A 21,196-nucleotide genomic window follows, 5' to 3' on the forward strand; every position below is an offset into this window, starting at 1 on the left:
ACGCGATCAGACTCGACTGGAATGGATTACACCCGCATGGCCTGGACCTGGGATCCGGATACCTTCGGCGCCAATTGGTTCAACGAAGGAAATGACCGTATGCCCGCACCGCTGCGTTATCGCAGCCGGTTTCCCACCATCGAAGAACTCGAGAACCACCGATGGGCTGTCCGCGCGAGCTACAGCGCGGACGAGCGCAGGCATATCGATCTGCTGATGCAAACGGTCGCCAAATGCGAGATGCGTGTCGAGATCATCGGCAGCACAGCCGATCACAAGGTCGGCGGCGGGGCCCAGCGACAATTCCGCGTCGTCGGCGCCCGCACGGCCGACTACGCCGCTGTCCTGCGCCAAGAGGCGATCCGCAACGAATACGGCGACATCACCGCCCAACTGGTACGGCCGGAACAACTTCCCGCCGCCCTCACCGGATCCCTGCCCGGCTGCGCCCCGGGAACGCAAGGCCCCGAATCCTTCCATCACGACGACCTCAAACCCCCGCCGGGATATCTGCTCGACAATTCGCACAGCAGTCCCCGCGAACGCTTCCGCCGCCGCACCGCACGTCCCACCGACGGCGGCGGTCAAGCCATTCTCCGACTCGGCGATTTCCACGCCAGACACAACCGCCACCAGGCCGCACAGTGGTACGACATCACCGGCGACGGACGCTACCTCGAACTCCGCACACCGACCCACCTCGATCTACGCCCCGCCACCGCGCAACTCTTCACCGATATCTTCGCCACCTGGATCGGTCAGGCCACCCAGCATCTGCGGGAACAGCGAGTAGACAACTACCGCTGAATCAGGGCCGATCACGACATCGGCGCGAGAACGCCGGAAGCCGGCCCACCCGAGGGGTGGACCGGCTTCCGGTTTCGTAAAGTGTTGCAGCGCCTATGGACTCAGAAGTCCATGCCGCCCATGCCACCGGTCGGGTCGCCCGCGGGAGCGGCGGCCTTCTCCGGCTTGTCGGCCACGACGGCCTCGGTGGTGAGGAACAGCGCGGCGATGGACGCGGCGTTCTGGAGCGCGGAACGGGTGACCTTGACCGGGTCGGCGACGCCGGCGGCCAGCAGATCCTCGTACACGCCCGAGTCGGCGTTCAGGCCGTGGCCCGCGGGAAGGTTGGAGACCTTCTCCGCGACGACGCCCGGCTCGAGACCGGCGTTGAAGGCGATCTGCTTCAGCGGGGCCGACAGCGCGACACGCACGATGTTGGCACCGGTGGCCTCGTCGCCGGTGAGCTTCAGATCATCCAGCGCGGGAGCCGACTGCAGCAGGGCCACGCCGCCACCGGCGACGATGCCCTCTTCGACGGCGGCCTTCGCGTTGCGAACGGCGTCCTCGATGCGGTGCTTGCGCTCCTTGAGCTCGACCTCGGTCGCGGCTCCGGCCTTGATCACCGCGACACCGCCGGCCAGCTTGGCCAGACGCTCCTGCAGCTTCTCACGGTCGTAGTCCGAATCCGAGTTCTCGATCTCGGTGCGGATCTGGGCCACGCGGCCCTGGATGCCCTCGGGATCGCCCGCGCCCTCGACGATGGTGGTCTCGTCCTTGGTCACGACGACCTTGCGCGCCTGGCCGAGCAGCTCGACGCCGGCGGTCTCCAGGGAGAGGCCGACCTCTTCGCTGATGACCTCGCCACCGGTGAGGATGGCGATATCGGCGAGCTGGGCCTTGCGACGGTCACCGAAGCCGGGCGCCTTGACGGCGACGGACTTGAAGGTGCCGCGGATCTTGTTCACGACCAGGGTCGACAGGGCTTCGCCCTCGACGTCCTCGGCGATGATCAGCAGCGGCTTACCGGCCTGGATGACCTTCTCCAGCAGCGGCAGCAGGTCCTTGACGGTCGAGACCTTCGAGCCGACGAGCAGGATGTATGGATCCTCGAGGATCGCTTCCTGACGCTCCGGGTCGGTCACGAAGTAACCCGAGATGTAGCCCTTGTCGAAGCGCATGCCCTCGGTGAGCTCGAGCTGCAGCCCGAAGGTGTTGCTCTCCTCGACGGTGATGACGCCTTCTTTGCCGACCTTGTCCATGGCCTCGGCGATGAGCTCGCCGATGGACGGGTCGCCTGCCGAGATACCGGCGGTAGCGGCGATCTGCTCCTTGGTCTCGACCTCCTTGGCGGTGTCGAGCAGCTTGGCGGTGACGGCCTCGACGGCCTTCTCGATGCCGCGCTTCAGACCCAGCGGGTTCGCGCCGGCCGCGACGTTGCGCAGACCTTCACGCACCAGGGCCTGGGCGAGAACGGTGGCGGTGGTGGTGCCGTCGCCCGCGACGTCGTCCGTCTTCTTGGCGACTTCCTTGACCAGCTCGGCGCCGATCTTCTCGTACGGGTCCTCCAGGTCGATCTCCTTGGCGATGGAAACACCATCGTTGGTGATCGTGGGGGCGCCCCACTTCTTCTCCAGGACAACGTTGCGACCCTTGGGGCCCAGCGTCACCTTGACAGCGTCGGCGAGGGCGTTCAGACCCCGCTCGAGACCGCGACGGGCCTCTTCGTCGTACGCAATTGTCTTGGCCATTGCGTTGAGATCCTCCACATGTAATGGGGCTGACACACAGGACGACCGCTTGTCGGATCGCCCCATTTACGCTGGCCAGGTTCGGTGCCCGCGACGGACGACCGAGGGTGTCGATGGAACCCGGTCTCACCGTCCCGACCCTGGCACTCACATGTCGAGAGTGCCAAAGCCATTTCTAGCACTCGACGGTGCCGAGTGCAAGGTCCGCCCGGTTCGGCTAGGAGCGATCGTCGATTCGCAGCACAAGTGCGACGAACGCGTCGGTGCGGCGTTCGTCGGGGGTGCGCGGCTCCTCGTTACCGACCGTGACCAGCTCGGCGTCGTGCAGCAGCAACTCCGCCTCCACCCGCATGATGGCGCGGATGAACGGCGGCGCCACCTCGGGCGGCAGATCGCCGTTCACGATGTATTCGCCGTCGGGACCGGACTCGGTGGAGACGAACGACAGCGCGTGCATCAGGTCGACGCGCCGCTCCCCCGCGACTAGGTCGGAATCCGCTCCGTCCATGTCATCCGCCATCGCTATAGCTTAGCGGGAGGGAGCCCAGGGTTCAGTGCACAGATGTTTCAGAAGCGTCGGTGTCACCAGCGACGATGCTTCTCGGCCGGTAGAGGACGGGTTCCTGCTCGGCACGCCGACGCGCGCCGAACCTATGGTGACCGGGTGAGTGATAGACCCGGCTGGGACGCGATCGAGCGCGCCCTCGCCCCGCTGTACCCCGAGACCGAGCCGACGCGGTGGCGCGCCGAACATCCGTGGTCGCTCGGCGGACCGGACGCGCTCGACGGGGTCAGCGCGTATCCGCGCACCGATCCGGTGCCGCATTGGCACTACGTCGGCTACGGGATGACCGAACTCTACGAGAAGGAATGGGACGACCCGGAGGAATCGGGTTGGGGATTCGAATTCACCTTCCGGCTCGCGCGCGCCGCGCGCGACACCGCCGCACCGCGCTGGCCGGTGGATCTCATGCAGAATCTGGCGCACTACGTGTATCAGTCCGGGGAATGGTTCACGCCGGGCCACACGGTCAAGACCAACGGGCCGCTCGCCCCCGAACTCGCCGATTCCGCGATCCGGGCCGCGGGGTTCGTCGTCGACCCGGAACTCGGTCCGATCGACACGCCGTTCGGGCGCGTCTCGTTCCTCCAGATCGTCGGGTTGACCATGCCGGAATACCGGACCGCGCGCGGCGGGAAACTCCTCGCGATGTTGGCCGGGCTGGCCGATCGACTACCGCTCTACGTGACCGATATGCACCGCGCGACCCTCGTCCCCGAACCGAAGCCGCAGGCGACCTGGCCGAGCTGGGGCGGCGGATTACGCGGACGCGCGTAGATTTCGAAGCGATCATGATCGTTTGTCTCGGAATCGAGGAGGCGCGATGGCGGACCTGCCGTTCGACTCGCTGTATCGGCACGGATTCGCGCGGGTGGCGGTCGCGGTGCCGCGCATCAGGGTCGCCGACCCCGCGTTCAATCTGACCCACACGCTCGACCTGGCGCGAGAAGCGGCCGAACGGGGGGCGGTGCTGACGGTCTTCCCCGAACTCGGTCTGTCCAGCTACACCGCCGACGACCTGTTCCACCAGGACGCGCTGGACGCGGCGGTTTCCGAGGCGCTGGTTCAGGTAGTCGCCGCGAGCGCGGAGATCGATACGGTCCTGATCGTCGGCGCGCCCGTGCGATCGCAGGGGCGGCTGTTCAATTGCGCGATCGCGGTGTGCAAGGGCGTCGTTCTCGGTGTCGCGCCCAAGAGCTACCTGCCGAATTATCGCGAGTTCTACGAGAAACGGCAGTTCGCCGCGGCGCGCGAGGCCTGGGACGACCGTATCGAGGTCGCCGGGCAGCGGGTGCCGTTCGGAGCCGAACTACTGTTCACCGCGACGAATCTCGACGGTTTCGTCTTCCATCTCGAGATCTGCGAGGACGGCTGGGTGCCGCTGCCGCCGAGCGGTTACGCGGCGCTGGCGGGCGCGACGGTCCTGGTCAATCTGTCGGCGAGCAATATCGTCATCGGCAAGGCCGACTACCGCCGGGCCCTGTGCACCTCGCATTCCGCGCGCTACCTCGCCGCGTACCTGTATTCGGCTGCCGGACACGGTGAGTCGACCACGGATATGGCCTGGGACGGACAGGCGCTGGTCTGCGAGAACGGTGATCTGCTCGCCGAGGGCGAGCGCTTCGCCGACCATCCCCAGGTGGTGATCGCGGATCTGGATCTGCAACGGCTCGCCTCGGATCGGCTGCGCACCACCAGTTTCGCCGATACCGTGCACGATCACCGGGAGCGGCTGACCACGATGCGGCGCATCCCCGTGGAGTTGCCGATCCCGGCGGGCGCGATCGCGCTGGAACGCGAATTGCCGCGTTTCCCCTACGTTCCCGCGGCGACGGCGGCGCGCAACGAACGCTGCGCCGAGGTCCACCACATCCAGGTCGAGGGGCTGAGCACGCGATTGCGGGCGACGGGATCGCAACGCGTGGTCATCGGCGTCTCCGGCGGCCTCGATTCCACCCAGGCGTTGATCGTCGCCGCGAAGACCATGGACCGACTCGGGTTGCCGCGCACGAATATCCTGGCCTACACGATGCCCGGCTTCGGCACGAGTACCCGCACGCGGACCGACGCGCACGAATTGATGGCGGCGCTCGGGGTGAGCGCGCACGAGATCGACATCCGGCCGTCGGCGACCCAGATGCTGCGCGATCTGGGGCATCCGGCGGCCGACGGCGCCGAACAATACGACATCACCTACGAGAACGTGCAGGCCGGTGAGCGCACCTCGCACCTGTTCCGGTTGGCGAACCACCATCACGCGCTCGTGGTCGGCACCGGCGATCTGAGCGAACTCGCGCTGGGCTGGTGCACTTTCGGCGTCGGTGACCACATGGCGCACTACAGCGTCAACGCGTCGGTGCCCAAGACGCTGATCAAATATCTGATCGCCTGGGCCGCGGAGACCGGGCAGTTCGGGCCCGAGGCCGCGAAGGTACTGAAATCCATTCTGCTGACTGAGATCTCGCCCGAACTCATCCCCGGGGCGGACCCCGCCGACCCCGCCCAGAGTTCCGAGGCGACGGTGGGCCCGTACGAATTGCAGGATTTCCACCTGTACTACCTGTTGCGTTTCGGCTACCGGCCCAGCCGCATCGCCTATCTGGCCAGGCACGCCTGGTCCGACCCGTCCGTCGGCTCCTGGCCGGATCTGATTCCCACCGACCAGCGCCATGCCTACGACCTGCCGGTCATCAAGCATTGGCTGGGCGAATTCCTGCGCCGTTTCATCCAGACCAGCCAGTTCAAACGCTCGACCCTGCCGAACGCCCCCAAGGTAGGTTCCGGCGGCTCGCTGTCGCCGCGCGGAGATTGGCGCGCCCCCAGCGACGCCTCGGCCGCCGCGTGGCTCGACGAGCTCGCCCGCAACGTGCCCGACGAATAGCGGGGCGTATCCGCGCCCCGCTATTCCGATAGCACCGTCACTGCTGACCGGCGACGATCGAGGCGAGCACCGCGACGAGATCGGCTTCGATGACTTCCTTGTCCAGGCCGAGACCGGTGAGCAGTCCGGATCCGTTCTCCTGTTCCAACAGGGCGAGCAGCATGTGCTCGGTGCCGATGTAGTTGTGGCCGAGGCGAAGTGCCTCGCGGAAGGTCAGTTCGAGCACCTTCTTGGCCTCGGCGTCGAACGGCACCATCGGGGGCACCTCGCCCTCGGGCACAGGCAGCGCCGCGGTCGCGGCGGCGCCGACCGTGTCGAGTGCGACGCCGCGCGACAGGATCGCTTTGGCCGCCAGCGCCTCGGGTTCGGTCAGCAGGCCGAGTACCAGGTGCGCGGGCGCGATCTGCGGATTACCCGCCTCGCGCGCGATCTCCTGGGACGCGACGACGACCTGGCGGGCGCGCGAGGTGAATTTGGCGAAACCGGCGTTGGGGTCCATCGCGGCGGCGTCACCGGGCGATTTGGGGACGAAACGCTTCTGCGCCGCCTGTTTGGTGACGCCCATGCTGACGCCGATATCGGTCCAGGACGCGCCGGAACGCCTGGCCTGGTCGACGAAATGGCCGATGAGGTGATCGGCGAGTTCGCCGAGGTGGTTCCCTGCCACCACCGCGTCGGAGAGTTGGTCGAGCACATTGTCGGGACGGGCCTTCTTGATGCCGTTGATCAGGTCATCGAGTCGAAGAGAGGTCATGCGTCAACCATAGGTTGACGATCGGTCATCGTCAACACTTGGTTGACGGTGACCGATCGGCGCGTACCTTCGCGCCGCCGAGTACCGAAGGCGCACGGCGTCACCGTGATTCAGGGTTTGGCCGCCCACCCGGCGCCACGGACGATCCGTTCCTTCACCCACGCGCCCATGCGCCCGGTCAGCACCGTCCGCGCCGGGGTGTCGTCAGCCTTCAGGAACTGGATCAGGCCGTCACCTCGTCCAAGGCTCAGGCATTGCGCAACGTACCTGAAGTGGAATTCGCGCGGTTCCCGACCGCGCAGCCGGGTGGCGATGGCGTCGGCGGTGTACTTGCCGGTCGGCAGCGCGGTGGCGCAGGCCATCCGCAATTCACGGTCGCCCGGACCCGCGACGACGGCACTGTCACCGGCGGCGTAGACATTCGGGTGCGACAGCGAACGCAGCGTCGCGTCGGTGCGTACCCGATCGTGCCCGTCGACGGCAAGACCCGCGCGCCGCGCCAGGTCGGGAACGCCGAAACCCGTTGTCCAGATGGTCGTCTCGGCGTCGATGACCGTGCCGTCGACCAATCGGACGCCGGTCGCCAACACCTCGGCGACCTTCGCGCCGGATATGATCTCGACCCCGAGGCGTTCCAGAGCCCCGCGCACGTACAGCCGCGCCCGCTCCGACATCCACCCGGCCGGTTCCTCCGAACTCAGCAGCAGCACTCGCGAATCCGGGTGCGATTCGGCGAGTTCGGCGGCCAGCTCGATCCCCGTCGCGCCGCCGCCGACCACCGCGACCGTGCCGCTCCCGACCGCCAGCGCGGCGGCGTCCTCCGGAGTCGCCACCGACAGCGCGTATTCCACCGCGCCCGGCACGCCGGTGTCGCGCCTGCTGCCGAGCGCGTACACGAGGGTGTCGTATTCCAGCGCGTCAGGGTGCGCGGGCGCGTCCGACTCGGTCGCGTCATCGAGCAGCACCAGCCCGCCGTCCGGGTCGATATCCCGCACGCGCGCCCGGACGAAGTGGATCTTCTTGCGTTCGAGCGCCTCCCGGATATCCCAGCGCGGAATCTCCTGCCCGGCGGCGCGCTGGTGCAGGCGCACGCGCTCCACGAAATTCGCGCGGGCGTCCACGACGGTGATTCGCGCGCCGCGCGCTCTGCTCGCCAGGCGGCCCGCCGCCGCGAGTCCCGCGTATCCGGCGCCGAGGACGACGATCCGATGTTCTCCGGTCATGATGTGGCTCCTTCCGATCAGCCGATACCACTCAGACCGGATAGGGCCGCGATCCCTGACAGGTCGAGAACATGACCCGCGTCACAGCGTCGTCAGAGGTCGCCGAGTTCTCTGGAACCTCGATCGGCGGATGCGCCGACCCGTGACAGGTAGGCCAGTTTCGCCGGATTGACGATGAGGCGCAGCGCGGTGACACGGTCGGATTCGGTGTCGAACCCCACCACGAGCAGGGCATTTCCCTCGGATCGCACGACCAACGCGGTCGCGCCGTTGATCTCCTCGAGCGAGACCAGCATCCCCGGAACCTCCCAGCGGAAGAGTCCGGCCAGGTAGCGCGCGACATGGTTCGCGCCGACCACGGGCCGCCGCGCCGCGTTGACCACACCGCCGCCGTCCGCCGTCGCGACCACATCGGCGGCGAGCATGCGCTCGAGTCCCTCGATATCGCCGTTGCGCGCCGCTTTGAGAAACCGTTCGATCAGCGCGACGGACTGGTTGGCGGAAATGTCGAACCGGGTTCGCTCCGCGCGGACCCGCTGACCGGCCCGGCGGAAGATCTGCTGGGAATTGGCCTCGGTGACACCGAGCATGTCGGCGATCTCGCGGTGCGCGTATCCGAAAGCCTCGCGCAACACGAACACCGCGCGTTCGACCGGACTCAGACGCTCGAGCACCGTGAGCAGCGCGAGCGAAACCTGTTCGCGCTCTTCGACCGTCTCCAGCGGACCGAGTTCACCGCGCGCGGTCGGCACCGGTTCGGGCAGCCACGGGCCGGTGTACGCCTCGCGCCTGGCCCGCGCCGAAACCAGCCAGGTGCGGCACAGATTCACCACGGCGGTGGTGAGCCACGCCTCGGCGGACCGAATGACGCTGCGGTCGGTGCCATCCCAGCGCAGGTAGGTCTCCTGAACAGCGTCCTCGGCCTCGCTCGCCGAGCCGAGCATCCGGTAGGCCAACGCGAACAGCCGAGGGCGATGCGCCTGGAATTGGCGCAATCCTTCGGGTTCCACCGTCATTTCCTCCGCGCTCGCCCAACGGATGCGACAGTATCTCCGGCACGCACCGCCCCCGTACTCGACAACGTCGCGGACGGGGGCGGTGCCGTTACAGCGGCGGAACGGAACTCAGCGCGTGACGTCGTCCGCCGTCGGTTTCTTCGCACCCGGCCTACGCAGCCGCAACCTGCCCGAACCCCGGATCGCCGCACCTCGGATCGCCGGTCGGCGAATGGCCGGACGCGGGATCGCGGGCAGACGGCGTTGCGCGCGGCGTTGGGCCCGCCGCTCGGACGGTTTGTGCTGCCAGGTCTCGGGACGGGCCGCCACCCAGCGCTGCGAATGCCACGCGAAGGGGATGTGCGCCAGATACAGCACGACCAGCATCAGCAGCAGCACAATCGGGTACGTCACCAGCAGGGCCGCGGCCACGGCCACCAGGACCAGCAGTCCGGCCGCCGCTTGCGGGGCCACCGACACCGATTTCATGGCCAGCGTCGGCACCGTGCTGACCGCGAGTGCCGCGGCGAACACCGTCCAGGCCGATACCGCGTAGAAGCCGACCCACCAGCCGTCGTCGAACTGCACCAGCAGCGCGATCGGCACCAGCGCGATCAGCGCCGCCGCCGGAGCGGGCACACCGACGAAATACTCGCGCGACCATTCCGGGCGGGTGTCGTCGTCGAGCAGGGTGTTGAACCTGGCCAGGCGCAGCACGATGCTCACCGCGAACAGCAGCGCGATGATCCAGCCCGCGCTGTTCTCCCGCAACAGCGCGATGTAGAGCACGAGCGCGGGTCCGACGCCGAAGGAGATGGCGTCGGACAGGGAGTCCAGTTCGGCGCCCATCTTGGTGGTCGCGTCGAGCATGCGGGCGAGCCTGCCGTCGAGCGTGTCGAGCACCGCGGCGGCCCCGACCATCGCCAGCGCGATGTCGAGTTTGCCGTCCAGCGCGAATTTCACCGCGGACAGCCCCGCGGCGAGCGCGAGGACGGTCACGACGCTGGGAAGCAGCCGGATACTCCGGCGTCTGCGCTGGGGTTGGGTGGGCAGAGCCGCCTCCATCATGAGTCGGTGGCTGATGAACCGACCGCGGGCAGCACGGCGAGTACCGTCTCCGCCCCGATCGTGCGCTGGCCCGGCTGGACCAGTAGTTCGGTACCGATCGGGAAATACGTGTCGACTCGCGAGCCGAAACGGATCAGTCCGTAGGTGTCACCGATGGTGAGCACATCGTCGACGCGCGCGTCGCAGACGATGCGGCGGGCGAGCAGACCGGCGATCTGCACGACGACGACGGTCTGGCCCGCCGGGGTCTCCAGCACCATCGAATTGCGCTCGTTGACCGAGCTCGCCTCGGGCAGGTCGGCGGAACGGAACTGGCCCGGCTCGTGGATCACGGTGCGCACGGTTCCGGAGACGGGCGTGCGCTGCACGTGCACGTCCAGAACCGACAGGAAGATGCTGACGCGCGGCAACGGTTGATCGCCGAGGCCGAGTTCGGCGGGCGGCGCCGCGGTGTCGACCAGCGCGATCTCGCCGTCGGCCGGGGCGACGACGACGCCCGCCCGGTTCGGCGGCACCCGGTTCGGATGCCGGAAGAACGTCGCGCACGCGGCGGCGGCGATCAGACCCGTCCTGCGGACCCACTTACGCTTGCCGCCGACCACCGCCAGGGCGAGGGGCGCGGCGACGAACGGTAGCCCGGCGGGGTGCAGCGGGGGGATCGCGGCCCGAACCAGATCGACCACATGGCCGACTCCGGTGGTTTCGGGCGTGCCGGGCGGGGTGGGGCGGCGTGCCACAGGCTCCTCTTTCGTGCGGGGTGCAGAACGTTTCGCGCCACTCCACGATAGGTCGGGCGCAAGCGTTCACACCTTACGCCGAAGGAGCCGGTGACATATGCCCGTCAGTGGACCTTTCGACCCATGAACAGTTTCACCAGGTACAGCAGGATCACCGCCCCCGCGAGGCAGGTGAAGAAGCTGAAGAACCAGCCCGCGCTCTCCACGTCGACCCCGAACAGCGCCAGCACCAGACCGCCCAGCAAACCGCCGATGACGCCGACGACGATATTGAGGACGATGCCCTGTTGCGCATCCGTCTTCATGATCTTGCTGGCGATCCAACCGGCCAGTCCGCCGATGATGATCCAGCCGATAATCCCGAGACCGAGCATGGTGACCTCGCATCACTAGTTGGGAGCACCCCGATGAGCTATTGATCAGCTATCGATCTGCCCTTCGAGGGTATACCCGGCCGGTTGTGAGAATACGCACTTCGGAAACCGCGACCCCGGTCTAATATGAGGGGGCCTCATGTCTGCGGCGGTACAGGCGGACAGGGCCCACCGATCCAGGGCCGATCGGTGCGGAGAGTTCGGATGCTTCGGGAAACCACCCGGCGGCAGCGCCCCAGGTACATAGGAGACGCACCATGGCTGCTCGAATCGCCCAGACCACGGGGGCAGAGCACACCGCGATCCTCGGGCTCGGCGTATATCGCCCGGTCCGAGTTGTCACCAACGACGAGGTGGCGGGTCCGATCAACTCCAGCGACGAGTGGATCAGGACCAGGTCGGGTATCAAGACGCGCCGGTTCGCCTCGGACGACGAGACGATCCACTCCATGAGCGTGGCCGCAGCGCGCGGGGCGATCGAATCGGCCGGGGTCGACGTCGACCAGGTCGACTGCGTCATCGTCGCGACGTCGACCCACCTCCAGCTCACCCCCGCCGCCGGGCCCCAGATCGCGACCGAACTGGGCATGAACGGCGCGGCGGCCTTCGACATCATGGCCGGCTGCGCGGGCTTCTGCCACGGCTTGGCCCTCGCCTCGGATCTGGTCAGGGCAGGCACGTCGAAGAACGTGCTCGTCATCGGGGTGGAGAAATTGACCGACACCGTCAATCCGGCGGATCGCTCCACCGCCTTCCTCTTCGCCGACGGCGCGGGCGCGGTCATCGTCGGACCGTCCGAGGAACCGGGGATCGGGCCGACCGTCTGGGGTTCGGACGGCACCCAGCACCACGCGATCCGCCAGGACAAGAACTGGATCGAGTTCTTCCGCGAGATCGACGAGAAGGGCCTCGACGCCGTCCGCCCCTACCTCGCGATGGAGGGCACGGCGGTATTCCGCTGGGCGGCCCATTCGCTGGAGAAGGTGTGCCGCGACGCCATCGATCGGGCCGGGCTGTCCACCGACGATCTCGACGCCATGATCCCGCACCAGGCCAACGGCCGGATCATCGACATCATGGCGCGGGTGCTCAAACTCCCGGAGAACTGCGTGCTCGCCGACGATATCGAGGAGACCGGCAACACTTCGGCCGCCTCGATTCCGCTGGCCATGGAGGCGCTGTTACGCCAGGGACGCTCCAAGCCCGGCGATACCGCGCTGCTGATCGCGTTCGGCGCTGGCCTGTCCTACGCCGCGCAGGTCGTCACGCTGCCCGACTGGCGGTAGCCACCGATTCGGCCGACGGGCGGGTGCGAATCTCTCACCCGCCCGTTTCGATCGCCGTCTTGATCCGGCCGAGGGTCTCGTTCATCCCGGCGACCAATTTCGCCTCGAACGCCGCCTCGCCGCCGAGCACGGCGTCGACCATCTTGCGCACCGGCCACGAGACGCCCTGCGGGATATCGCGACGCTGGGTCACCCTGGTGCCCGTCTCGGTCGGCTCCAGCGTGTAACTCCAGGTGGTGAAGTTCTCGTTCATCCGGAACGCGAAGGAGCGGCCGGGTTCATAGCGCACGATGCGCGAGGTGGTGGGGTAGAACTTCTTGCCGTCGCGGTTCCAGTTCACCGTCCAGGTACCCGTCTTCGGGGCTCCGATGGCGACCATGCGCACCGTGTGCGGACTGAACTCGGGCATCCGCTTCAGATCGGAAACGACCTTCCATACCTGTTCGGGCGGTGCGGCGATGTCGATGACGGCTTCGAGTGTGTTCGGCAACGGTGTCTCCTGGTCGTGCGCTCGAGGCGATATGAACGGGGTGGTGAACCTCATCGTGCCGGGTGGAAGACAGCCAGGTCACATTTCGGTCTTTTGGTTGCCCTCCGTTGTAATGATGCGCGCACAATAGTTGATAGACGAAGCATCAGACACAGCCACTCAACATTTCCGTCCAGCGTGAGGTGATCCGGCCGTGAAACTGCGCTCATTCCTCCACCGTCGGCATGCGGACCAGGTTCCGCTGCTGCCCTCCCTCGATGTCGATCAGACCATCTCCGGCGGCGGTTCGACGCCGCGCCGGGCGAAACGACAGGCACGGGAGGAAGGCCTCGAACGATTGCTTACTCCCGGCGAACTCGACTTGGTTCAGCGACACCGCGTGTGACCTCCCCCGGTTCGGGGGTCGGGGGCGGGGCTCCGATCGGCGCCTGCGCGAGGCGACGTGACGCGACATAATTCTCTGGTGACCGCACCTGCCGCCGCCGCCAAACCGGCCATTCTCAGTGTCGACGACGATCCGGGCGTCTCCCGCGCCGTCGTACGCGACCTCCGCCGCCGGTACGGGGCCGATTACCGGATCCTGCGCGCGGAATCGGGGCCCGACGCCCTCGACGCGCTGCGCGAGATGAAATTGCGCGGTCAAGCCGTCGCGGTGCTGATCGCCGACTACCGGATGCCGGGGATGGACGGCATCGAATTCCTGGAGCAGGCCATGGACCTGCACCCCTATGCCCGTCGCGTGCTGCTGACCGCCTACGCCGACACCAGCGCGGCCATCGACGCGATCAATGTCGTCGATCTGGACCACTACCTGCTCAAGCCGTGGGATCCGCCGGAGGAGAAGCTGTATCCGGTGCTCGACGGACTGCTGGAGGCGTGGCGTTCCAGCGATCACAAACCGGTGACCGAGACCAAGGTGATCGGCAACCGCTGGTCGCCGCGCTCCTCGCAGGTACGTGAATTCCTGGCCCGCAACCAGCTGCCCTACCGCTGGTACCTGGCCGAGGAACCCGAAGGCGCCCGACTACTCGACGCGGCGGGCGCCGACCCCGAACGATGTCCGGTGGTGATCACCTCGACCGGCACCGCCCTGATCCAGCCCACCGACAGCGAACTGGCCGAGAGCGTCGGCCTCAATGTCACTCCCACCGGCGATTTCTACGACCTCATCGTGGTCGGCGGCGGACCGGCCGGACTCGGCGCCGCGGTCTACGGCGCCTCGGAGGGACTGCGCACCGTGCTGGTCGAGCGCACCGCCACCGGCGGGCAGGCCGGGCAGAGTTCACGCATCGAGAACTACCTCGGATTCCCCGACGGCGTCTCCGGTTCCCAGCTCGCCGATCGCGCGCGCAGGCAGGCCGCGAAATTCGGCGCCGAGGTCATCACCACGCGCGAGGTGACCGGCCTGGAGGTCAACGGGTCGGCGCGCACCGTGAATTTCGCCGACGGCGGACGGTTGTGCGGGCACACCGTGATCATCGCGACCGGCGTCGACTACCGGCGTCATCCGGCGCCGGGGGTGGACGATTTCACCGGCCGCGGCGTCTACTACGGGTCGGCGATGACCGAGGCCGCCGAATGCGCCGATCACGACGTCTACATCGTCGGTGGGGCGAATTCGGCCGGACAGGCCGCGGTGTTCCTGTCCCGCAACGCCCGCACCGTGCACCTGGTCGTCCGCGCCGATTCGCTGACCAAATCCATGTCGCACTATCTGATCGAGCAGATCGCGCAGATCCCGAATATCGTCGTGCACACCGACACCGAGGTGACCGCCGCCGACGGCGCCGATCACCTCCAGCGGATCGTGCTGCGCAACCGGGTGACCGGCGCGGAGGAAAAGGCCGAGGCCGAGCGACTGTTCCTGTTCATCGGGGCCGCGCCGCAGACCGAATGGCTCGACGGGATCGTCATCCGCGACGAGGCGGGCTATGTGCTGGCCGGTCCGGATCTTCTGGTCGACGGCGCGCGTCCGCGCGGCTGGGAATTGCCGAGGCCACCGCACCACTTGGAAACAAGTGTGCCCGGCGTGTTCGTCGCGGGCGACGTGCACGCCGACTCCGCCAAGCGGGTGGCCTCCGCGGTCGGCGAAGGAGCCATGGCCGTCATGCTCGTGCACAGGTATCTGGCGTAATCGGAGGCGAGGACCATGGGCGAGGAAACGATGACCCGGGCGGTGGTGTGCGATCCCGAGGAATTGCGCACCCTGTTCCTTTTCGAGCACCTGAACGACGAGCAGCTGCACTGGCTGTGCGCCGACGGCAAGATCGAATATCTGGAGCCGGGCCCGGTCTGCCGTGAAGGCGATCCGGCCACCTGCTTCTACGTGATGCTCGACGGCGAGATCCGCCTGACCAAACTCTCCGGCGGCACCGAGATCGAGTTGAACCAGACCGACTACCGCGGCGTCTACGTCGGCGCGTGGACCGCCTACCTCGGTGACAAGGTCGATCAGACCTACACCGCGTCGGTCTACGCGACGAAGCGGTCGCGGTTCTTCGTCCTCGAAGCCGAGATCTTCTCGCGGATGATGCACGAGTGGTTCCCGATGGCCGTGCACCTGTTGGAGGGCGCGTTCACCGGTAATCGCGCCGGTAATCAGCGCGTGGCCGAACGGGAACGGCTGCTCGCGCTCGGTTCGCTGTCGGCCGGGCTGACCCACGAGCTGAACAATCCCGCCGCCGCGGCCGTGCGCGCCACCTCCGGTCTGCGGGAACGCGTCGCCGGGATGCGCCACAAACTGGCCATGATGGCCGAGGGCAAATTCCAGCCGGAGGTACTCGTGACCCTGGTGCGATTGCAGGAGGAGGCGGCCGCCCAGGTCGCCAAGGCCCCCGAGTTGACGCCGATGGAGGCCGCCGACCGTGAGGACGTGCTCGGCGAGTGGCTCGAAGACCACGAGATCGCCGACGGCTGGAATCTGGCCCCGAATTTCGTGCAGGCCGGATTCGACGTCGACTGGCTCGAACGCGTCCACGGCACCCTCGAGGCCTGTCCCGGCAAGGTGTTCGAAGGCGCGATCCGCTGGCTCAACTACACCATCGAGACCGAGCTGCTGATGAACGAGATCGGCGATTCCACCGCCCGCATCTCCACCCTCGTCAACGCCGCCAAGCAGTACTCGCAGATGGACCGCGCGCCCTTCCAGGTCGTCGACATCCACGAGTTGCTCGACAGCACCCTGGTGATGATGAGCCGCAAACTCGGCGACGGCATCACCGTGGTCAAGGAATACGACCGCACCCTGCCGCCGGTCCCCTGCTACGCCGCCGAACTCAACCAGGTGTGGACCAACCTGATCGACAACGCCTGCTACGCGATGCAACGCAGCGGAACCCTCACCGTGCGCACCTACCGCGAAAGCGACTGTGCCGTCGTGGAGATCGGGGATACCGGTCCCGGCATCCCCGAAGACGTCCGCCGCCGCGTCTTCGAACCGTTCTTCACCACCAAACCGGTCGGCGACGGCACCGGCCTGGGCCTCGACATCTCCTTCCGAATCGTGGTGAACAAACACGACGGCGACATACGAGTCGAATCCGAGCCGGGAGACACCCGCTTCATCGTCCGCCTCCCCCTCACCCGCCCCACCCCCGCCGACGCGGAAACACTCACCCCCCAGCCATGAGCTGACCGAGCGGAGGACCCATGGCCACAGAACACATCGATGGCATCGACCCCACCATTCCCCCGAGCGGCCCCGGCTGCGTGGAATGTGAAGCGGCCCGGGGCTGGTGGGTCCATCTGCGCCGCTGCGCCCAGTGCGGTCACGTCGGTTGCTGCGACACCTCGCCCTCACAGCACGCGTCCAAGCACGCCGCCGAGACCGGTCATCCTTTCATCCAGAGTTTCGAGCCCGGTGAGGACTGGTTCTGGAATTTCGGATCCGAGGAGATGTTCGGCGGCGGTCCGGAGTTGGCACCGCCGCACAGTCATCCGGCCGATCAGGGCACGCCCGGTCCGCGCGACCGGGTGCCCGCGGATTGGCAGCAGCACATTCATTGACGATCCCGACCCGATCGGCGCGCACGCACCCGGTACGCTGCACCGAACGCGCCGGAGGCCCCCGGCGCCTCGAGCCACCCGGGATTGCAGAAGATGAAGAGAATTTCCGTCATCGTCGTGGCCGCCGGAGCGGTGGCTCTGATGCTGACAGGTTGCGGCGGGTCGGAGGAGACCTCCGACGCGAGCGGCCTGCGCAAGGGAAATGCCGATTCCAGCGCGACGATCACCTCGCGTCCGACCTCGACCGGCGCGTTGCCGACCTCGGCGGATCGCGCGCCGTCGGCGACGACGTCGTCCGCGCCCGCCGCGACGACGCCGCCCGAGCCAACCGGCCTTCCCGCGCGGGCGTCGGATACGACGTGCGCGCAGTTCAAAGGCCTGGACAGCACCGAGGAGAAGGCCGTGATCGAGCGGATCCTGGCCGAGAATCCGGACAGTCAGTTCACCGGCAGCCCGAATGTCGCGCTGGGCACGGCCAAATTGGTGTGCTTGGCGTCGAGCAACGCGGGCCGGACGGTCGCCGCCGCGGCGGGAATCGCCGTCAGGAACTGACCCGCGCCGCGCGGGCGGGCAGAATGGCACGGTGGCAGAACTGGCGCTCACCGCTCGCTTGAATTCCTCCGCCGCCGACGCGAGGCGCGGGGTGGTCCGGTTGCATCCGGAAGCGTTGACGGCGCTCGGCCTGCGCGAGTGGGACGGTGTGACGCTGGTCGGTTCGCGGCGCACGGCGGCGGTCGTCGGGGTCGCACCGGCGGGGACGCCCGCCGGGGTGGCGTTACTCGATGACGTGACGTTGTCCAACGCGGGTCTGCGCGAGGACGCGACCGTTGTGGTGTCTCCGGCGACGGTTTTCGGCGCGCGGCAGATCTCGGTGAGCGGGTCCGTGCACGCCACGAGCAGTATTCCGGCCGCGACGCTGCGGCAGGCGTTGCTCGGCAAGATCGTCACGGTCGGCGACACGGTTTCGCTGCTGCCCCGCGAACTCGGCCCCGATATCCCGTCTTCCGCTGCCAGCCAAGCGCTTTCGCGCACTTTCGGTATCGCGTGGACGACCGAACTGCTGACCGTCACCGCCACCGATCCGTCCGGCCCGGTCAGCGTGCAGCCGAATACCGCGGTGACGTGGGGGCAGGGTGTGCTGGCCGCGCTCGACGCGGCGGGCAGGTCCGAGGAGGTGACGCCGCAACTCCGCGCGGTCACCGGTGACGCCGCGGTGGTCGCGGTGGAGGATCTGGTGGGCGCGCACAGCCAGGCCGCCAAACTCGCCGAATGGCTCAGTCTCGCGCTCGACGAACCCGAACTGCTCAAGACGCTGGGCGCGGCCCCCGATCTCGGTGTGCTGATCAGCGGTCCCGCCGGTGTCGGCAAGGCGACGCTGGCGCGGTCGGTGGTCGCGCCGCGCCGCCTCGTCGAGATCGACGGTCCGACCGTCGGCGCGGCGGAGGGCGGGGCGAGATTGCGCGAGGTGGCGTCAGCGGTGGCCGAGATCGCTTCGGGCAGAGGCGGCATTCTGCTGGTCACCGATATCGACGCGCTGCTGCCGGCCCAGGCCGAACCGGTCGCGACGCTGATCCTGGATCAGTTGCGCGCGGCGGTGGCCGGACCCTGCGTCGCGTTCGTGGCGACGACCTCGCATCCGACGGCACTCGATCCGAGGTTGCGCGCACCGGATCTGTGCGACCGCGAGCTGACATTGGCGCTTCCGACCGCCCCGGTGCGCAAGGCACTGTTGGAGCAGTTGTTGCGCAAAGTCCCGACCGGCATCCTGGAATTGGACGATATCGCCGCGCGCACACCGGGTTTCGTCGTCTCGGATCTGGCGGCGCTGTGCCGGGAGGCGGCGCTGCGGGCGGCGTCGCGGGCCAGCAGGCAGCAGTCCGAACCGCAGCTGACCCAGGACGATCTGACGGGCGCGCTCGAGGTGATCCGGCCGCTGTCGCGTTCGGGCACAGAGGAACTCGCGATCGGCAGCCTCGCGCTCGAGGATGTCGGCGATATGGTCGAGACCAAACAGGCGCTGACCGAAGCCGTGCTCTGGCCGTTGCGGCATCCCGATTCCTTCGCCCGTCTCGGCATCGATCCGCCCAGGGGCGTCCTGCTCTACGGTCCGCCCGGATGCGGCAAGACGTTCCTGGTGCGTGCGCTGGCGAGTACCGGCCAGTTGAGCGTGCACGCGGTGAAGGGCGCCGAACTCATGGACAAATGGGTGGGTTCGTCGGAGCGCGCGGTGCGCGAGTTGTTCCAGCGCGCACGCGATTCCGCGCCCGCGCTGATCTTCCTGGACGAGGTGGACGCGCTCGCGCCGCGTCGCGGGCAGAGCGGCGATTCCGGTGTCGGCGATCGGGTGGTAGCCGCCTTGCTCACCGAATTGGACGGGGTCGAGCCGCTGCGCGATGTGGTGGTGCTCGGCGCGACGAATCGTCCGGAGTTGATCGATCCGGCGCTCCTGCGTCCGGGCAGGCTCGAACGCCTGGTCTTCGTGCCGCCGCCGGACGCGGACGCCCGCCGCGAGATCCTGCGCACCGCCGGGCGGTCGGTGCCGCTGGCCGATGACGTCGACCTGGCCGCGCTGGCGACCGATCTGGACGGGTATTCCGCCGCCGACTGCGCGGCGCTGTTGCGCGAGGCCGCGCTGGCCGCCATGCGCCGCGACGTGGACGCCGCCGACGTGACCTCCGCCGACGTCGCCGCGGCGCGCGCGGCGGTCCGACCTTCCCTGGATCCGGATCAGGTGGAGTCGTTGCGGCGGTACGCCGACAAGCGCGGATAGGGATTCCACCGCCCCGGGTGGCTAATCCTCATAATCGGCCTCTCTCAGTCATTTTCCGCCGTGCGACATGACCCGGCGATATCCAGGCAATCACCTGTTCGGCACCGCGGCCCGGGTAAATTCGGCGGCGTGCGACGCATCGGCGACACCTTCGACGCGATCACGGCCTGCTGCGGGGCCGCGGTCGGCGCGGTCGCGCTGGCGCTGCCCATCACCTACGCGTGGTCGGGCGAGAGCACGTCGTACCGGCTCGCCGCGCTCTACAACAGCGTGCCGCGCGGCGCGGCGATCGGGGTGATCGTCGCCGCGACGGTGGCCGTGCTCGTCACGACCTTCACCCGTCCCGCGACGGCGTGGGCGGTAGCGCTCGCCGGTTCGCTCGGGTTGTTCGTCAATCACCTCGCGAGCCGTCACACCGCCGCACCCGAGGTGCTCACCACCCAGGACTACGTCGACGCGATCTGCGGCGGAATCCTGCTCGGCGCGCTCGGCGCGGCCGCGTTGCGCAGGCCGCTGCCCTCGTTCGGATTCGCACTCGGCAGTGTGGGTTTCTTCGTCTTCGGCGATCTCGCCGAATTCCTCGATATCCAGGCCATGGACCCCTACGCCGTGATGGAGACACCCCCGACGTGGCTCATCAGCGTCGCGGTTGTACTCGTCTTGCTGAGCGCGATGGGCAACGGCGTACGGCGCGGGCAAGTCCACGATCCGGACGAACGGGTGGAACTGCCGATCACCCCGATCCTCGCCGCCCTGGTCTTCGCGCTGCCGGTGCTCGTCGGCACCGAATGGCTGTCGCGGCAGTACGACCGCGCGGGCGGGCACACGATCGATATCGCCCTCGCCGTCATCGCCACCGTGATCGCGGCCACCGTGGCGGCCATGCTGCTTCCGCGTCGCGACGGTGTGGCGATACTGCTCGCCGCCGCCATCGCGCCCGCCGCCGACGCCCTCGGCCCGACACCACGGCCGGACTGGATGCTCGCCGCGATACTCGTGGCGACCGGCCTCGGCATCGTCGCGGGTTTCAAGGCGCCCGTGCCCGGGTTCGGACTCTTCATGGTCGGCGCGCTCTCGATTTTCGCGATCGTGGTCGCGCCCTACGACAACACCGCGATGTACGCGACAGGAAGTATCGCGCTGGCGTTCATCGCGGGCTATTGCTGCGGATGCGTCCGGCCGTGTTACGTGCCGAGCGGCGTGCTCGCGATCTCGGCGCTGCTGCTGCCATCGATCGTCGCCGCCATGCCGGAAGAGGGGGATCTTCCGGTCAGGGACGCGATGGCGGGCGTCGGCACCGCGGGTAAGACCGCGCTGGCGATCACCATCGGATGCGGACTCGCCCTGGCCGGGCTGTACCGACTGCGGCCGCCGAGCCTGCCCCGACCGCTGGCGCCAGCCCCGACCGGTGCGGTTGCGGATATATAGCCCGAACGCGAATGAATGGCCTACGCCATATGCGGCGATGCCGCGAAAGATCCAGTCGCCACGTAGGGTTTACTGGCAGTACCCCGCCG

Annotated in this window: 20 protein-coding genes; 11 read left to right on the forward strand and 9 right to left on the reverse strand. The window is 68.0% G+C overall.

Going from position 1 to position 21,196, the window contains the following annotated elements; genetic code table 11:
• Positions 1-21: 21 nt before the first annotated feature.
• The gene (locus OG225_RS31705; RefSeq protein ID WP_405178533.1) at positions 22-807 is read left to right on the forward strand and encodes an ESX secretion-associated protein EspG; all 786 of its coding nucleotides are present in this window, start codon (positions 22-24) and stop codon (positions 805-807) included.
• A 101-nt stretch (positions 808-908) separates the two neighbouring features.
• Here OG225_RS31705 and groL read toward each other — a convergent pair whose 3' ends face one another.
• Both groL and OG225_RS31715 read right to left on the reverse strand, forming a co-directional pair.
• Positions 909-2,534, reverse strand: a complete 1,626-nt coding sequence (gene groL, locus OG225_RS31710; RefSeq protein WP_405178534.1) for a chaperonin GroEL — start codon at positions 2,532-2,534, stop codon at positions 909-911.
• Between the two features lie 217 nt (positions 2,535-2,751).
• A complete protein-coding gene (locus OG225_RS31715) occupies positions 2,752-3,054 on the reverse strand; it encodes a hypothetical protein (protein ID WP_109528980.1) in 303 nt (100 codons plus the stop codon).
• Positions 3,055-3,198: 144 nt separating this feature from the next.
• Between OG225_RS31715 and OG225_RS31720 the strand changes: the two genes are divergently transcribed.
• Positions 3,199-3,873 carry a suppressor of fused domain protein gene (locus OG225_RS31720; RefSeq protein WP_405178535.1) on the forward strand — a complete coding sequence of 225 codons (675 nt, stop codon included), beginning with the start codon at positions 3,199-3,201 and terminating at the stop codon, positions 3,871-3,873.
• A 46-nt stretch (positions 3,874-3,919) separates the two neighbouring features.
• Positions 3,920-5,977 (forward strand): NAD(+) synthase, encoded by a 2,058-nt coding sequence (locus OG225_RS31725; RefSeq protein ID WP_405178536.1) that lies wholly within the window; start codon positions 3,920-3,922, stop codon positions 5,975-5,977.
• A gap of 37 nt (positions 5,978-6,014) precedes the next feature.
• Here the strand turns inward: OG225_RS31725 and OG225_RS31730 are convergent, their stop codons facing one another.
• From OG225_RS31730 to OG225_RS31755, 6 genes are all read right to left on the reverse strand, one after another.
• On the reverse strand, positions 6,015-6,731 hold the full coding sequence (locus OG225_RS31730) for a Clp protease N-terminal domain-containing protein (protein ID WP_405178537.1): 717 nt from the start codon (positions 6,729-6,731) through the stop codon (positions 6,015-6,017).
• Positions 6,732-6,841: 110 nt separating this feature from the next.
• The gene (locus OG225_RS31735) at positions 6,842-7,954 is read right to left on the reverse strand and encodes an NAD(P)/FAD-dependent oxidoreductase (RefSeq protein WP_405178538.1); all 1,113 of its coding nucleotides are present in this window, start codon (positions 7,952-7,954) and stop codon (positions 6,842-6,844) included.
• Positions 7,955-8,046: 92 nt separating this feature from the next.
• A complete protein-coding gene (locus tag OG225_RS31740; protein ID WP_405178539.1) occupies positions 8,047-8,970 on the reverse strand; it encodes an RNA polymerase sigma-70 factor in 924 nt (307 codons plus the stop codon).
• A gap of 108 nt (positions 8,971-9,078) precedes the next feature.
• Entirely contained in the window at positions 9,079-10,017 is a 939-nt protein-coding gene (locus OG225_RS31745) for a CDP-alcohol phosphatidyltransferase family protein (protein ID WP_405178540.1), read from the reverse strand.
• Positions 10,014-10,754: a phosphatidylserine decarboxylase gene (locus OG225_RS31750; RefSeq protein WP_109528986.1), complete on the reverse strand. Its 741-nt coding sequence runs from the start codon at positions 10,752-10,754 to the stop codon at positions 10,014-10,016. Before OG225_RS31750 ends, OG225_RS31745 begins: the two co-directional genes overlap by 4 nt.
• A gap of 104 nt (positions 10,755-10,858) precedes the next feature.
• Positions 10,859-11,128 carry a GlsB/YeaQ/YmgE family stress response membrane protein gene (locus tag OG225_RS31755; protein ID WP_109528987.1) on the reverse strand — a complete coding sequence of 90 codons (270 nt, stop codon included), beginning with the start codon at positions 11,126-11,128 and terminating at the stop codon, positions 10,859-10,861.
• 257 nt (positions 11,129-11,385) lie between these two features.
• Between OG225_RS31755 and OG225_RS31760 the strand changes: the two genes are divergently transcribed.
• Positions 11,386-12,414, forward strand: a complete 1,029-nt coding sequence (locus OG225_RS31760) for a beta-ketoacyl-ACP synthase III (RefSeq protein WP_405178541.1) — start codon at positions 11,386-11,388, stop codon at positions 12,412-12,414.
• Between the two features lie 34 nt (positions 12,415-12,448).
• On the opposite strand, the gene OG225_RS31765 is transcribed toward OG225_RS31760, so the two are convergent.
• Complete coding sequence (locus tag OG225_RS31765) at positions 12,449-12,904, reverse strand: SRPBCC family protein (protein ID WP_405178542.1); 456 nt, start codon at positions 12,902-12,904, stop codon at positions 12,449-12,451.
• A 193-nt stretch (positions 12,905-13,097) separates the two neighbouring features.
• Between OG225_RS31765 and OG225_RS31770 the strand changes: the two genes are divergently transcribed.
• The 7 genes from OG225_RS31770 to OG225_RS31800 all read left to right on the forward strand — a co-directional run bounded on the left by OG225_RS31770 (position 13,098) and on the right by OG225_RS31800 (position 21,107).
• Complete coding sequence (locus OG225_RS31770) at positions 13,098-13,289, forward strand: hypothetical protein (protein ID WP_216914433.1); 192 nt, start codon at positions 13,098-13,100, stop codon at positions 13,287-13,289.
• A 78-nt stretch (positions 13,290-13,367) separates the two neighbouring features.
• On the forward strand, positions 13,368-15,038 hold the full coding sequence (locus OG225_RS31775; protein ID WP_405178543.1) for an FAD-dependent oxidoreductase: 1,671 nt from the start codon (positions 13,368-13,370) through the stop codon (positions 15,036-15,038).
• 15 nt (positions 15,039-15,053) lie between these two features.
• Entirely contained in the window at positions 15,054-16,532 is a 1,479-nt protein-coding gene (locus tag OG225_RS31780) for an ATP-binding protein (protein ID WP_405178544.1), read from the forward strand.
• 20 nt (positions 16,533-16,552) lie between these two features.
• A complete protein-coding gene (locus tag OG225_RS31785) occupies positions 16,553-16,909 on the forward strand; it encodes a UBP-type zinc finger domain-containing protein (protein ID WP_405178545.1) in 357 nt (118 codons plus the stop codon).
• 93 nt (positions 16,910-17,002) lie between these two features.
• Positions 17,003-17,461 carry a hypothetical protein gene (locus OG225_RS31790; protein ID WP_405178546.1) on the forward strand — a complete coding sequence of 153 codons (459 nt, stop codon included), beginning with the start codon at positions 17,003-17,005 and terminating at the stop codon, positions 17,459-17,461.
• 31 nt (positions 17,462-17,492) lie between these two features.
• The gene (locus OG225_RS31795) at positions 17,493-19,679 is read left to right on the forward strand and encodes an AAA family ATPase (protein WP_405178547.1); all 2,187 of its coding nucleotides are present in this window, start codon (positions 17,493-17,495) and stop codon (positions 19,677-19,679) included.
• A 129-nt stretch (positions 19,680-19,808) separates the two neighbouring features.
• Complete coding sequence (locus OG225_RS31800) at positions 19,809-21,107, forward strand: hypothetical protein (RefSeq protein WP_405178548.1); 1,299 nt, start codon at positions 19,809-19,811, stop codon at positions 21,105-21,107.
• Positions 21,108-21,196 lie beyond the last annotated feature (89 nt).

This window comes from Nocardia sp. NBC_01377, assembly GCF_045040005.1.
GTDB lineage: Bacteria > Actinomycetota > Actinomycetes > Mycobacteriales > Mycobacteriaceae > Nocardia > Nocardia noduli.